The sequence below is a fragment of the Chitinophaga nivalis genome (assembly GCF_025989125.1).
In the GTDB taxonomy this organism is placed as follows: Bacteria; Bacteroidota; Bacteroidia; order Chitinophagales; family Chitinophagaceae; genus Chitinophaga; species Chitinophaga nivalis.
The window spans coordinates 718966-733351 of record NZ_JAPDNR010000001.1 but is presented as its reverse complement, the minus strand read 5'-3'; the positions used below and the strand labels follow the sequence as shown (position 1 = coordinate 733351).

Sequence of the window (14386 nt, the reverse complement as noted above, 5' to 3'; positions counted from 1 at the left end):
GCGATCAGTATTGCATTTAGCGTGGCCGGCAGTTTTCTTTGTTGTTACTCAACTGATGAACAATGAACAGAAAAAAAATGATGGCAACATTACTCACTATTGCTGTGAGCGCCGGCTACACTTTTGCCCAGACAGCAGCAGCTGTATTACCCGGATTTACAGCTTACGCTGATCCTTTGGAAGAAAATGTCACGATAGACGAAGCAAAAGGTATTATCAACTGGACTGATAATACCAATGCAGTCAATTTCTATTTTCACGCTGTTAAAACAGGACCACTGAAAATAGCATTGATGGCAAAATCAACGGCTCCCAACAAAATCAAGGTAAGCATCAACGGAACTGAAAAAATAATCAGCATTCCTAACAATAGTGATTATGAAAAAATACCCGCATTGCAAACCAGCATCAAACAACCAGGTTTCTACTGCATCTCTTTAAAAGGAGTAGAGAAGACGGGTAATAGCTATGCGGAAATTCAGTCGGTTACATTGGAAGGAGCCGCAGCCCAACAGATACAATTTAACCCCAAACCCTGGCGTCGGGCCGCTTCCGTACATTTAAACTATCCGGTTCCGGAAGGAAAAAATGCCGAATGGTTTTATGGCGAAATAAAAGTACCGGCAGGAGAAGATAAAACAGGTACCTACTTTATGTCTTGCGGTTTTCATCGCGGATATTTTGGGATGCAGGTAAATTCTCCTACTGAAAGAAGAATTATTTTTTCTGTTTGGGATGCAGGCGGAGAACCCGAAGAGCGCAGCAAAGTAAAATATGAAGATCAGGTAGTGATGCTGGCAAAAGGGGATAGTGTAATCGCCAGCGGTTTTGGTGGAGAAGGTACCGGTGGCCACAGTCACTGGGTGTATAACTGGCAGGCCGGAGCTACCTATCGTTTTCTGATGCATAGTGTACCAACAGGCAACACCACTACCTATACCGCTTATTTCTATGTACCCGAACACCAGGAATGGAAACTGATCGCCAGTTTCCGCGCACCAAAAGATGGGAAATATATGGGACACCTGTATTCATTTCTCGAAAACTTCTCTTTTGAAAACGGGCATATCGGCAGAAAAGGATACTTTGGTAACCATTGGATTAAAACAGACACCGGCGAATGGATCGCACTTACAAAAGCAAAATTCACCAACGATGCTACCGCAAGGGCTAAAGATCGTATAGACTACGGTGGTGGTGTGGAAAACGGTTGGTTTTATCTGTGGAACAGCGGTTTTAAACCGGCCAATGCACAGTATGGCGATCTGTTTGAACGGCCGGCAGCCGGCACACATCCGGAAATAGTCTTGCCCCGGTTCTGATAATTACCTCCCTGCCTGGTGGCTGTACCAGGCGGGGAAATCATTGCTTCTCTACATAAGATAAATAGTAATATCAGTATTGGCTGACAGGTATTCCTGTTTATTAATATAGTTACCCCATGGGCTAAATGTGACAAATTTATTATCTATTCTCTCCTGCATTTTTTTGGTTAAGCCCCCGGTCAGAAAAAAGCATCGGATAATGGATAAAAAGAAGATAAATACAGTACTAACGGGATTGCATACACTAAAAATGGAAAAATTACACAGTAGCTGTCTCAAAATGAGCAAAGGCAGGGCATTACTGCCCTGCCTTTAATAGCTATTTCCGGAATACGGAAAGTATTCATCACTCTTGTGGGGTTTACAAACAACTACATATCATTTTCATAGGTGTAGGAATAGTTCCTGTCTTACATTGAATAACGAATGTAGGCTGCTGTTATTAAGTAATGATTAAGGGAATCTTATTTTAATTTAAATTCGGTTTTCAATCCAGCAAATACATAGGGCATATGGCTGCAAAAAAAAATATTTTACCGATTCCGGATGTGCTTAATCCTTTCAAGGTAAGGAAAGAGCGGATTATGAATTTTAATCCCGCTACCGGTACTACAACCCGTACACCTGCAGCCGAAACTAAGATCACCGTATTTGACTATAGCAGCGATAACTGCCAAACCACCACACTGCCTGATATAGCAGCTACTTTTCCCTATCTCTCTTCCTCCAAACTCAGCTGGATAAATATCGACGGACTGCGTAAAGAAGATGTGCACACCGTATGTGAAAAGTTTCAGATCCATCCGCTGATTGAAGAAGATATACTCAGTGTAGGGCAGCGGGCTAAAATGGATATGATTGGAGACCGGCTGTTTTGTTTGCTGCCGATGATATATTTTAATGCCGGCAGTGCTACGATAGATTTAGAGCAGGTGAGCATTGTACTGGGGAAAAATTTTGTGATCTCTTTTCAGGAAGATCCTGAGCGTGACGTATTTGACCCGGTGAGAGATAAACTGCAATTACACGGCTCCCGGATACGTAACGGAGGCGCAGATTATCTTTGTTATTCTCTCCTGGATGTAATTATCGATAATTATTTTGTTGTACTGGATAAGTTAGGGGAGCGGATAGAGCTGATGGAAGATGTAGTACAACACACACCGAATAAACGTAGTCTGGCCCGCATTAACTTTTTACGGCGCCAGGTGTTCCTGTTTAAACGGGCCATCGCACCGGTGCGGGAACTGGTAAATGGTTTTTTGAAAAGTGAAAGTGATTTACTGGACGATAAAGTTACCAAGTACTTCAAAGATGTATACGACCATATCATTCAATGTAATGACCTGGCAGATAACTACCGCGATATGGTACTCAATCTGCAGGAGATGTACCATACCCAGCTCAATCTGAAAATGAATGAGATCATGAAGGTATTGGCCGTGGTAACCACCCTGATGGCCCCCCTCACGCTGATAGCGGGTATCTATGGTATGAATTTCGAAAATATGCCCGAGCTCAAATCCCCGATGGGTTACTTCTATACATTGGGAGCCATGGGCATACTGTTGATACTGATGATTGTTTTATTCAGAAAGCGGGGCTGGTTTTAACCCTTCTTTTTATATACCGGTACTGAAGAACAAGGTTCACCATACATGATGCTTTTAGCTACCGGGCGTAATAACCGGGTTACTTCGGCATAGGCTACTTCTCCGACATGTTTATCCCCACATCCTTTAATTACAATACGCTTGTCGTTGAAGGCTTCCACATCCAGTTTGGCCAGGTTTTGCAGGAACAGGGTTTTATAGATAAACTCCGCGTCGCCAAAAGCAGCATAGGCAGCTACAGGTTGGAGGTTCGTCATCACCAGCATATAAGCCCATAAAGGAATCACGGTATCTTCACTGCAGATTAAACCCACATTTTTTCCACGGTATTGTTCCCAGTCCAGTGACTGCATCGCGGTTCTGAAATCTTTCTCTTTCAGGATCATGCCCATAAAGAGGTGTGCTTTCAGATCAAATACCACAATCTCTCCCTGAGGTAAATAATGTTCCAGGTCTATGGTTTCCAGGCCACTCTGCGCTACTTTATTTATGATTTCGTCCATTTTCTCCTTATTTATAACAACAAATTTACGAATATCAAACCAGGAATATTGCAAGGGGGGCAATGCACCACAATTACATTAAAATAATAAATATATAATGGTCATTAAAAAAGGGAAGCGGTAAAGCTTCCCTTTCTATGACTATGTCAGTAAAAATGTAACTATTAGAAAAATTTGCTGCGGTTATCTTTCACATCACTTTTCTTCTTCAGCACTTCAAACAGTTGTTGATCCAGCATGGATTTAATGCTTTGCTCGTAGGCAGCCTGCTGGGTAGCAATATCCTGTGCAGGAGCTGCAGTTGGTTGGAAAGCATCTACTTTAATAACATATACACCTGCATTACCTTCGATAGGTGCAGATACGCTGGCAGTACCCCATTTTTTGTTAAAGACAGCACCGGCAACACGTGGTTCAAAGCCCATAGAAGCAATGAAAGGAGTGGCGAAAGTAACACCTTCTGCTTTCAGCACCGGTTGGTTGGTAGCTTTGGCAGCAGCATCCAGGGAAGCTGGTGTTTGTAATTTAGCCAGGATCTGTTCTGCTTTCTTATGTTTTTTCACTTCTGCTTCTACCTGTGGTTTTACATCAGCCAGTGGTGCAGTACCTTCTTTACGGATGCTGGTCAAAACAGCTACTACATATTTATCATCGAAAGTAAATACGTTGCTGACATCACCTTTTTTAGACTCATAAGCCCAACGCACCAGTTCGCGGGATTGTCCGATACCTGGGATCACGAAATCCATCGGGCGTACGTTATCCGCAATTCTTTTATTCAATTTACCTTGCTGTACTTCTTTTTCGAAAGCAGCAGCACTACGGCTTTTACCGGCGAAGTCGCTGGCAGCGCCATAAGCGGCATTGTTGGTTTCTTTGCTGGCATCTACAGATTTACCGAGGTAAGCTACTTTAATAGCCGGACCAATATTTTTCTGATCCATCACCTGCATAACGTGGTAGCCAAACTGAGTTTTTACCACTTTAATCTGACCTTTAGCTCCTTCAAAGGCGAAGGCTTTAAATTCAGGTACAAATTGAGTAGAAGGGGTAATATCATATTCGCCACCGGTTTCTTTACTACCCGGATCATCAGAGTAGCGGGTTACCAGTTCTTTAAAGTCGGCGCCGCCTCTTACTGCTACCTCAATGCTGTCTGCACGTTTTTTAGCAATAGAATCCGGAGCACCACCCTGAGGACCAGAAGCAATCAGGATGTGACGTACTTTCACGCTGTCCGGCATGCTTTTACGATCAACCATTTTCGCAAACACGATCAGGTTATTATCATAATAAGGACCGTAGATAGCGCCTACCGGCAGATTTACGATAGAATCTTTCTGAGGAACTTTCGCTTCGTTTTTGGAAACGTATCCATCATAGAATTTAATATCAGAGTTACGGTTAATAAAACCGGCAACATCTTTAGTGGTATCCAGTTCAGCTTTCAGGGCCAGAATCTGCTGAATCGCAGCGTTGGAATCAATAGCAGAAGGAACAGCATCAAAAGATACATATTCTACTTTGCGGGATTCTTCTACTTTGAACAGTTGTTTGTGATCCTGGATAAAACGCTCCATTTCTGCATCGGTTGCTTTAATAGTAGAATCAGCAATAGAAGCATAAGGAACATTTACATAAGATACAGTAGCTGTCTGACTGTTATCTGCCAGCTGTTGTTTAGCCAGCCAGGAAGGATAATATACACCTTGTTTAACCAGGGTAAGATATTTCTGTTGCTCCTGTGATTTGGCGATATAGCTTTCCAGTTGTTCCAGTGCAGCACGGATCTGTGGATTGGTACCTGCCTGGGCAATGGTTTGCTCCATGGCAACGCGGTCAAATTTACCATCACGGGTAAATTGTTGTACCACAATCGGATTCGGGTTTTTACCTTTTATCTGATCCACCACTTCTGCTTCTGTCACTGCAATACCCAGTTTTTTATATTGGGCCTGCATAATCTGCTCATTCAGAAATTGGTTCCACACCTGCTCACGGATATACTGACGGGTTTGTTCATCAATATTACCGTTAGGCATTTGCTGACGGGCGCCGTTTTCGGCATCCTGAATACGACGCTGGTATTCTCCGAAATCCAGCTCTTCTCCATTGATTTTACCTACGCTCGTATCACGGCGGGCAAGAGAACTTTTGCCAAAAAAGGCATCCTGCAAGAGGAAACTAACAATAGCCAGGCAAATCACTACTACGATCACGACGGCATATTTGTCCCTGATTTTCTGAATTACTGACATATATTATATAGTCTACATTTTTAAGGATAGCAAAAATAGAATAAAATAACTGTAACTGCAAAAGAGTATTTTATGCCATGAAACCCTTTACAGTAAAGGGTTTCATGGCATTCTAACACTTTTGTGGGCTGTATATCATTCACAGGTTTTCCACATGTGAGTAAAATGAGGAGGTTTATTTTTTTACTTGTTTTGATGTTTTTAAAGGCCCGCTGTAGCTGATAATTACCCTAAAATGACGGTTGACCGTTCAGAATGGTTTATACACAATTGTTAAAAACAGCTTTTTCACAATCCACATGAAAATGTGAATAAAATACACCTATAATCCATTCAGTATCGTTTTGACCATTTTTCATTCCCGGCCATTTTTTTTCCACAATTGATGTGTAAAAACCCCTGTAAAAGCCAAAATAAGGTGGGAAAACATGCCTTTGTACACAGGCAAAAGTAATTTTGTTATTGTGCCAAAAGTTACGCTTAAAAATCCGGGCTCTGTTTTGTGGATAGTAAATGGCATCTTTTAACATTTTCCTAATACACACATCACAGAAAAGATTTTCACCAACAACGATATCCACGTATGTGGATGAAAACACGAAAATCCAGTATTGGCGCGGAAATGGTATGTTAATTAGATGTGGAAAGTGTAGAAAAAAGGAATAACAACTACATTTGTACACGGGCTGGAAAATTAATTTCCACATATTCACAGCCCTAATAGTAGTGGGCTTTTTCTTTTAAATATTTAAATAAGTATATAGCTATGATTATAGAAATCGCTGATGCGAAAAAAAATTTGCAACACAATGGATTTTTGGATATATCAGTTGACCCGGGTTTGGATTTATTTGCAGCGATCGAAAATTTAAAGAAGAAAAAAAATGCCATTGTATTGGCGCACTATTATCAGGAGCCGGATATCCAGGATGTGGCGGACTATATCGGAGACAGTTTGGGACTTAGTCAGCAAGCTGCGAAGACAGATGCAGACATCATTGTTTTTGCCGGCGTACATTTTATGGCGGAAACCGCAAAAATCCTGAGTCCACAGAAAAAAGTGCTGTTGCCGGATCTCAAGGCCGGCTGCTCCCTGGCCGACAGCGCGCCTCCGGAACTGTTTAAAAAGTTCCGGGATCGTTATCCTGATCACATCGTTATCTCGTATATTAACTGTTCGGCGGGTATCAAGGCACTCAGCGATATCATTTGTACGTCTTCTAATGCCGAAAAAATCATTGAAAGCGTCCCTCACAATCAGCCCATCATCTTTGCACCTGATCGCAATTTAGGGGCCTATCTGATCAAAAAAACGGGTAGAGACATGGTTTTGTGGAATGGAGCCTGTATGGTACACGAAATTTTCTCCCTGGAAAAGATCACCAAACTGAAGATTCGTCACCCAAAGGCAAAAATAATTGCCCATCCGGAATGTGAACCGGCGGTGTTGGCTATTGCAGATTTTGTTGGTTCCACCACGGCGTTGCTGAAGTTCAGTCAGAAAGATGATGCCCAGGAATTTATTGTTGTTACTGAAACGGGTATTCTTCACCAGATGCAAAAAGAAAATCCGGGTAAAACATTTATTCCTGCTCCACCAAATAATGCTTGTGCTTGTAATGATTGTCCACACATGAAATTGAATACACTGGAGAAGCTTTACCTGTGTATGGAATACGAACAGCCGGAAATTACTATGGAAGAAACACTGCGTATAGCGGCTAAAAAGCCGATTGAGCGGATGTTGGAAATTAGTGCACAAGCTGGACTTTAATATAACATGTTGATTTACAATTAAATTTGAATTTTATTTTTATATAATAGATTTAAATCTACTGACTGAAAGCCGTGAGAATTGTATATACTCACGGCTTTCGTATGTGTATACGAATCGGTTAATTCTCAGCGTGTTATGAAGCTGCTGAGCTTTCGATATTTTAGTTTGTTTCCCGACATCTCTCCTTTATTCACGTGCTGGTATGGCTTCAGAGCATTCTTGAAAGAATTTACCGTTGTTTTTTTGTTTTTTAGCGGCTTGAGAATCCAATTTTTTTTTATCTCCTTGGGTAAGTGCAGGTTTTTATTTTTTATTCTATTGTCAGCGCACTAGTTATTTCATGAGGATGCTGTATTTGTATTTTTTCCTGATATGGGGTGCGAAATTTTAACTGTCGCAGTGGGAGCCTACTCAAAAATGAAGGCGCTGAGAATTTCATAAATTTTTTTTCTGTGTGGTTACGCCGTAAGTAAATTTTCTATCGTATTCTCAGGCCTTATCTTTTTTTCTTCTTTACAGATTTTTGTGCATTAAATGCCGTTTACAGCCATACCTAACGACTTGATATTACCATTCATCTTTATATTTTTTATTGCGCTATTGGATGCTCAGGTAGCAAGGATGTTATTTTTTAGGAAGGCCATGAGAATTGAATTTTTTTTCAGATGCTGGGGTAACCACGGGATTTTGCATTTTGTATTATTCTCAGCACGCTCATAAGGTCATGAGAATAAGGGCAGTTCCAGGGTACCCCGGAGGTCGCGGCATCCATTAAAATCTCAGGGCTTTGCGAGGGCGCTGAGAATCCGATGAAATGAATAAATAAGCTTCAGTCTTGTTTTGGGTTAATCGGTGAAATTCTCAGCGCGTTATGAAGGCGCTGAGAATGAGATATTACCAGCTACTTTTTAGTCGCTGATCGGATGGGCTTTTTACAATAGATTCTCAGCGCGCTGACAAGGCGCTGAGAATTGTATGCCTGTACCAGCTTTAAATTTTTCCCGGAATTTTATTTTGGAACAATTCTCAGCGCACAAGGAGGGCGCTGAGAATCCAGAATTTTGTGATTGTGTAATCCTCCTTTTGCGGAATAAAATTTAGTAAGATTCTCAGCGGAAAGGGAAGGCGCTGAGAATTGTGTCTGCAATATTTTTCCGGGGTAAGGACATGTTTTTGAATTTTGTGCTGATGAGATGATGATGGGTGGCGACTGAGAATTGCATATTTTTTTGTATCCGGGAAGATGGACGAAGTTTAATGTTCGGCGTATTCTCAACGGGTGAGATAGGTCTTGAGAATTAAATATTTTTTATGCGGTTGAACTGATGATGGAAAAGAGAAAGGAGAGGGCATCAAAAAAATGAGGAAGTAAATTTTTTAGCGCAGAAATAATTCTTTGCTTAAGAAGATATTTTTTTAAGAAATCCCAATGAAAATGTGGAAAAGGTAAAAGAGATTTCGCAAATAATTATTTTCGGGGAGGAAAAACATGAATTTTAGGAAGAAATGTGGAAAAAGCGACGTTTTTTCACAAAAATTTCTGTGTTTTTCTATTTTAATTAAAAATTTCTGTAAAAAAGGAGTAGAAATGTGAGTAAATCACTGGAAAAAGGTGAGTGAAGTGGAAAAAAGAGGATTTTTTCGGAAAATTTTCTGTGTTATTGGGGATAAAATAAAAAAGTAGAGGAAATTATATTTCCTCTACCCAAATATGATCAGCTTCAGTTTTTCTTAAAGACAAATTGTACCCGGCTACCATTATTGAAATAGGATCACCCAGTGGTGCAATTTTTTCGATCTTTACTGTTTCACCAGGTACGCAACCCATTTCCATCAGTTTAATATGAAGATCATCTTTTTCGAATTCTACAATTACCGCGCTTCTACCTGCCGACAGGGTGGATAATTTAATAATGTCTTTTTTCATTATCTACTGATTAATCTGTTTAAACTTAGTCCCGGCACCATGGGAAGTTGTTAATAATGAATGAATGCCTCGCAAAGGTACCCTTGAAGATGCAATATGCAAAAAAGAATAGGGATCGAATCCAAAATTTCACTTTACTTTTACATGCATATAATTTTAGACATCGAGATGGCAATTCAATTTACAGTTCACGAGGTTAAAGTGAACCTGAAAGAAAAGAGAAAATTAAAATCATTCCTTGCAGCATTATTTGAAAGAGAAGGGCAGGGGTTAAAAAGTTTGCATTACGTGTTTTGTTCAGATGCATACCTGCTCGAAATCAATAAACAGTTTTTACAGCATGATACCTATACGGATATTGTGACTTTTGAGATGGGAGAAGATCCGGATGTAACGGAGGGGGAAATTTATATTAGTATTGATCGGGTAGTAGACAATGCGTTAAAGTTTGGGGTCTCAAATGAGCAGGAATTACACCGGGTTATTTTTCATGGTGCTTTACATTTGTGCGGGTATAAAGACAAAAGTAAAAAAGAAGCGGAGCTGATGAGAAGTAAAGAAGATGAGAATCTGGCACTTTACTTTGAAGCGTAAATCTTTCTTTAAAAATATTCCAGCATTAAAATGTTCCACGTGGAACATTTTTCATTTTAGGATCTTTTGAATCAGCGAAAAATTTCTGTGAAATTTACAGGAAGAGAAGGGAATGTTCCACGTGGAACATTTTAATTTTCGCTGTCATTTTCTGAAAAACAGATCCCTTTTTGTAGCTGCTAATGTTCCACGTGGAACATTCCACTTTCTATCTACAATCTCCCTTCTTCTACGTAATTTTGCACTTTCTAAAATTGATTATGTTTCCATCATACGATATAATTGTTGTAGGTGCAGGACATGCGGGCTGCGAAGCTGCTGCTGCTGCTGCCAATATGGGTTCCAAAGTACTATTGGTAACCATGAATATGCAAACCATCGCTCAGATGAGTTGTAACCCTGCCATGGGAGGTATTGCAAAAGGACAGATTGTTCGGGAAATAGATGCTTTGGGTGGTTACTCCGGTATCATTACGGATCAATCCATGATTCAATTCCGGATGCTGAACCGTTCCAAGGGGCCCGCTATGTGGAGCCCCCGCACACAAAATGACCGGATGCTTTTTGCCGCGAAGTGGAGAGAGGCTTTGGAAAAGACACCGAATGTGGACTTCTACCAGGATATGGTAAAAGGATTATTGGTAAAAGATGGTCGTTGTTATGGGGTAGTTACTGGCTTAGGACATGAAATCAAAGCTAAAGCGGTAGTACTTACCAATGGTACCTTCCTGAATGGTGTAATACATATCGGGGATAAACAGTTTGGCGGAGGACGTGTGGCAGAAAAAGCGGCCACCGGTATCACCGAACAACTGGTTTCCCTGGGCTTTGAAAGCGATCGTTTAAAAACAGGTACCCCGCCCCGGATTGATGGCCGGAGCTTGGACTATTCCAAAATGGAAGAACAGTTGGGGGATGAGGAAATAGTAGGATTCTCTTACCTCGACGTGGAAAAAATAAAACCGGCTCAACAAAGAAGTTGCTGGATTACCTATACAAGCGATGCTGTACATGAGATGTTACGGACTGGTTTTGACCGGTCGCCAATGTTCCAGGGACGTATTCAGGGAACAGGGCCTCGTTATTGCCCCAGCATTGAAGATAAAATAAACCGCTTTGCCGAAAGGGAGCGGCATCAGTTGTTTGTAGAACCGGAAGGTTGGGATACCGTAGAGATTTATGTAAACGGATTCTCTACCTCTTTACCGGAAGATGTGCAAATGAAAGCATTACGCCTGGTGCCCGGCTTTGAAAACTGCCGGATGTTCAGACCTGGATATGCGATTGAATATGATTTCTTCCCACCTACACAGCTCCAGTTCTCCCTTGAAACCAAACAAGTGCAGAACCTTTTCTTTGCCGGACAGATTAATGGAACCACCGGTTATGAAGAAGCTGCCTGTCAGGGATTAATGGCTGGTATCAATGCGCACCTGAAGGCAAAAGAAGAAGCACCTTTTGTACTGAAAAGAAGTGAAGCCTATATTGGTGTGTTGATCGATGACCTCATCAACAAGGGTACCGAAGAACCCTACCGGATGTTTACTTCCCGTGCGGAGTTCAGAACACTCCTGCGTCAGGACAATGCGGATCTCCGGTTAACGGAAAGAAGCTATAAAATGGGCCTGGCATCAGAAGAAAGAATGCAGAAAGTACAGCAAAAGAAAGATGGGGTGACACAGATAAAAAACATCCTGAAAGAACTGTCTATCGAACCGGAAGAAATCAGTGCATTGCTGACCGAAAAATCATCAGCCCCACTTACCCAAAAACAAAAGGCACATCAGATTCTGTTGCGTCCGGGACTGGATATCTTTGCTATGAAAGATCAGGTACCAAAGATTGGACAGGCCCTGGCCGGATTCAATAAAGAAACTTTGGAACAGGCAGAGATCCAAATCAAGTATGATGTGTATATTGAGAAGGAAAATGAATTGGTGAAAAAGATGAGCCAATTGGAAGATCTGGTGATTCCGGAGAACTTTGATTATGCAAAATTGGTATCGCTGTCTAATGAAGCCCGACAGAAATTTAACAAGATACGGCCACATACTTTGGGGCAGGCTAGCAGGATCAGTGGAGTGAACCCTAGTGATGTGCAGATCCTGATGGTATACATGGGACGATAATTATAAAACAACGACAATATTTAAAAGGCATGCTGAATTCATCAGTGTGCCTTTTTGATTTTTTAAAGTCCATTTTTGCAAAAAAATGGAGAAATCGGCCAAAAATCGACTTTCAGAAAGGGGGTAAAATTCGAAGATCTTGAAATGCCCGGATATAAGTGTTGAAAATAGGGGTGAAGTGAAAATAACGCCTAAAAATGCGATTTTTTACGTCTAAATAATTTTTCGCGCCCCAGGCAACCCTTTTTTTGATCTACACGTATAAAAAGGTGAAGCATCATTTTTACTGTGATAATTATACCGGGATGCTTTTGAGAAGAACCAAAAACTGTTCTTCATAAAACCAGGCAAGAATTGTTTGTGCATGACCAACACCATATTAACGACCTGATAGCAGGTTGCTGTAAGAAAGACCGCAACAGCCAGGAATTACTGTACCGGAATTTTTTCGGGTACGGAATGAGTATTTGTTTGAGGTACGCACAAAATAAGGAGGAAGCCGTAGAAATTATGAACGATGGTTTTTTGAAAATATTCCAGCACATTCATTCTTTTGATACATCCAGACCATTTAAAACCTGGCTTGGAAAAATCATGGTCAATACTTCCATCGATTTTCTGAGAAACAAAAAGAAGCTGGTTTTCGTAGAGGACATTTCCCAGGTAGAAGATCCCGGAACAGATGATCGGATTGTCGAGAAGTTATCCTATGAAGAATTGCTGAGAGAAGTACAGACATTACCGCCGGCCTACCGGACTGTATTTAATTTGTATGTAATGGAAGGTTTCCAGCATCAGGAAATCGCCAGTATGTTGCGCATCTCAGAAGGCACTTCCAAATCCAACTTATTTAAAGCCAAAAAAATACTGAAAGAAAAAATAATAAAAGCCACCATACATCATTCATCAACAGATGGAATAGGGATAAATATGTCGTTGTATAAAAATGAGTGAAGCATTTGAAAATAGTGTCCGCGAAAAGCTGAATGAAGCTGATATTCCTTTTGACCAGGATGCCTGGAGAAAAATGGAATTACTCCTGGATGCAGAAGAGGGACGAAAACCCGCTGCATACTGGTGGTGGTTATTGTTGCTACTACCGGTAATAGCCGGGTGGTGGTGGCTCCCTGTTTCAACCACTATCAGCCGGAAAAATCGGTTCCAGGTTCCGGCTATTACAGACACCATTTCCTATCCCGCTATTACAAATGGGCAGGCAGTCCAGCTGCTACAGGCGGCGGCTGTTCCGGCTCCCCTAAAAGTTAATCATCTCCCGAAAACAGCATTGGCGGCAACTGCGGAGAATTATAAAGAAAAGAAATCTGGGGCTGTTACACCCACTATTATCAGACCGCTCCCTTTTAAGGTGCTTGTCCCGGAAAAAGAAGTTGCTGATGCCTATTTACCTGCCGCCGGTAATATTTCGTTGATAGCATCCGGCTATGATGAGGATGATGATTTACTGCCGTTAAAAATTGTTAATAACTGTAACGACTATACGAAAAAAAAAGACACGATTGAAATACCTGTCAATACTGAGATACAGCCAATAGCTAATCAACGTGTAGTACATAATAACCAAAGGAGAAAGGGTTTGTATTTTGGTATTACCCTCGGCTCAGATATTAATGTGACGCCTTCGTTCAAATATGGTAATATGGGGGTGAATGCCGGCGTTGTCTTGCACTATTACTTTGGCCGGAAATGGTTTGCCACTTCCGGCGCCATCTACAATAAAAAAGTATATGCGGCCCCTCCCGGTGATTATAAAGCCTGGGCCTGGGCACAGGACCCGGCCATGTATTACAAACTGGATAATGTAAAAGCTTATTGTGATGTATTGGATATACCGATCAACGTCAATTATGCTTTCCTGGAAAGAAAGAACAGCCTGTTTAGTGCTACAGCCGGGATATCCAATTATTTTATGGTACTGGAGAAATACCGGTATAACTACAAATATGGCCAGGTAAAGGAACGCTCCCTGAAAAATGAGAATCAACATTATTTCGGTGTATTGAACGTGGGGCTTCTGTACCAACATCGGGTGGGGAAAAAGCTATTCATGGGGATACAACCTTACGCCAAAATTCCACTAAGTGGGATCGGGGATGGGCAGATCCGGCTATATTCAGCTGGGGTATCACTACAGTTGAGTATGCCTGGGAAAAACGCGGAATAAGCAGCTATTACCTGTTATTCCCTATTCCTATTATGCTTCCACATGGTTTATATACATGGCTAACGGCTGTGGCACGAC

The 14386-nt window shown here is 41.3% G+C and carries 11 protein-coding genes; 7 read left to right on the top strand and 4 right to left on the bottom strand.

Annotation, left to right across the window (positions count from 1 at the left end; genetic code table 11):
• Nucleotides 1-62: 62 nt before the first annotated feature.
• Both OL444_RS03095 and corA read left to right on the top strand, forming a co-directional pair.
• Nucleotides 63-1322: a DUF3472 domain-containing protein gene (locus OL444_RS03095; RefSeq protein WP_264734701.1), complete on the top strand. Its 1260-nt coding sequence runs from the start codon at nt 63-65 to the stop codon at nt 1320-1322.
• Nucleotides 1323-1837: 515 nt separating this feature from the next.
• Nucleotides 1838-2938, top strand: coding sequence for a magnesium/cobalt transporter CorA (gene corA, locus OL444_RS03090; RefSeq protein ID WP_264734702.1), 1101 nt, complete (start codon nt 1838-1840; stop codon nt 2936-2938).
• On the opposite strand, the gene OL444_RS03085 is transcribed toward corA, so the two are convergent.
• The 3 genes from OL444_RS03085 to OL444_RS03075 form a co-directional block, all read right to left on the bottom strand.
• Nucleotides 2935-3441: a DUF2480 family protein gene (locus tag OL444_RS03085; RefSeq protein ID WP_264734703.1), complete on the bottom strand. Its 507-nt coding sequence runs from the start codon at nt 3439-3441 to the stop codon at nt 2935-2937. The two genes, corA and OL444_RS03085, sit on opposite strands and share 4 nt — an antisense overlap.
• A 164-nt stretch (nt 3442-3605) precedes the next feature.
• Nucleotides 3606-5699, bottom strand: a complete 2094-nt coding sequence (locus OL444_RS03080; protein ID WP_264734704.1) for a peptidylprolyl isomerase — start codon at nt 5697-5699, stop codon at nt 3606-3608.
• A gap of 260 nt (nt 5700-5959) precedes the next feature.
• A complete protein-coding gene (locus OL444_RS03075; protein ID WP_264734705.1) occupies nt 5960-6280 on the bottom strand; it encodes a hypothetical protein in 321 nt (106 codons plus the stop codon).
• Nucleotides 6281-6465: 185 nt separating this feature from the next.
• On the opposite strand from OL444_RS03075, the gene nadA reads away from it, so the two are divergent.
• Complete coding sequence (nadA, locus tag OL444_RS03070) at nt 6466-7473, top strand: quinolinate synthase NadA (protein WP_264734706.1); 1008 nt, start codon at nt 6466-6468, stop codon at nt 7471-7473.
• A gap of 1693 nt (nt 7474-9166) precedes the next feature.
• On the opposite strand, the gene OL444_RS03065 is transcribed toward nadA, so the two are convergent.
• Complete coding sequence (locus OL444_RS03065) at nt 9167-9403, bottom strand: FeoA family protein (protein WP_264734707.1); 237 nt, start codon at nt 9401-9403, stop codon at nt 9167-9169.
• Between the two features lie 168 nt (nt 9404-9571).
• Here OL444_RS03065 and ybeY point away from each other — a divergent pair, with 168 nt between their 5' ends.
• From ybeY to OL444_RS03045, 4 genes are all read left to right on the top strand, one after another.
• Complete coding sequence (ybeY, locus tag OL444_RS03060) at nt 9572-9997, top strand: rRNA maturation RNase YbeY (protein WP_264734708.1); 426 nt, start codon at nt 9572-9574, stop codon at nt 9995-9997.
• 260 nt (nt 9998-10257) lie between these two features.
• The gene (gene mnmG / locus OL444_RS03055) at nt 10258-12126 is read left to right on the top strand and encodes a tRNA uridine-5-carboxymethylaminomethyl(34) synthesis enzyme MnmG (protein WP_264734709.1); all 1869 of its coding nucleotides are present in this window, start codon (nt 10258-10260) and stop codon (nt 12124-12126) included.
• A 360-nt stretch (nt 12127-12486) separates the two neighbouring features.
• Nucleotides 12487-13080 (top strand): RNA polymerase sigma factor, encoded by a 594-nt coding sequence (locus tag OL444_RS03050; RefSeq protein WP_264752003.1) that lies wholly within the window; start codon nt 12487-12489, stop codon nt 13078-13080.
• Nucleotides 13073-14308 (top strand): porin family protein, encoded by a 1236-nt coding sequence (locus tag OL444_RS03045; protein ID WP_264734711.1) that lies wholly within the window; start codon nt 13073-13075, stop codon nt 14306-14308. Before OL444_RS03050 ends, OL444_RS03045 begins: the two co-directional genes overlap by 8 nt.
• The last annotated feature ends 78 nt before the right edge of the window (nt 14309-14386 follow it).

Excerpts from the sequence above, each read along its gene's own strand:
- OL444_RS03095 (WP_264734701.1), top strand. The coding sequence starts at position 63 with ATGAACAGAAAAAAAATGATGGCAACATTACTCACTATTGCTGTGAGC.
- corA (WP_264734702.1), top strand. The coding sequence starts at position 1,838 with ATGGCTGCAAAAAAAAATATTTTACCGATTCCGGATGTGCTTAATCCT.
- OL444_RS03085 (WP_264734703.1), bottom strand. The coding sequence starts at position 3,441 with ATGGACGAAATCATAAATAAAGTAGCGCAGAGTGGCCTGGAAACCATA.
- OL444_RS03080 (WP_264734704.1), bottom strand. The coding sequence starts at position 5,699 with ATGTCAGTAATTCAGAAAATCAGGGACAAATATGCCGTCGTGATCGTA.
- nadA (WP_264734706.1), top strand. The coding sequence starts at position 6,466 with ATGATTATAGAAATCGCTGATGCGAAAAAAAATTTGCAACACAATGGA.
- OL444_RS03065 (WP_264734707.1), bottom strand. The coding sequence starts at position 9,403 with ATGAAAAAAGACATTATTAAATTATCCACCCTGTCGGCAGGTAGAAGC.
- ybeY (WP_264734708.1), top strand. The coding sequence starts at position 9,572 with ATGGCAATTCAATTTACAGTTCACGAGGTTAAAGTGAACCTGAAAGAA.
- mnmG (WP_264734709.1), top strand. The coding sequence starts at position 10,258 with ATGTTTCCATCATACGATATAATTGTTGTAGGTGCAGGACATGCGGGC.
- OL444_RS03045 (WP_264734711.1), top strand. The coding sequence starts at position 13,073 with ATGAGTGAAGCATTTGAAAATAGTGTCCGCGAAAAGCTGAATGAAGCT.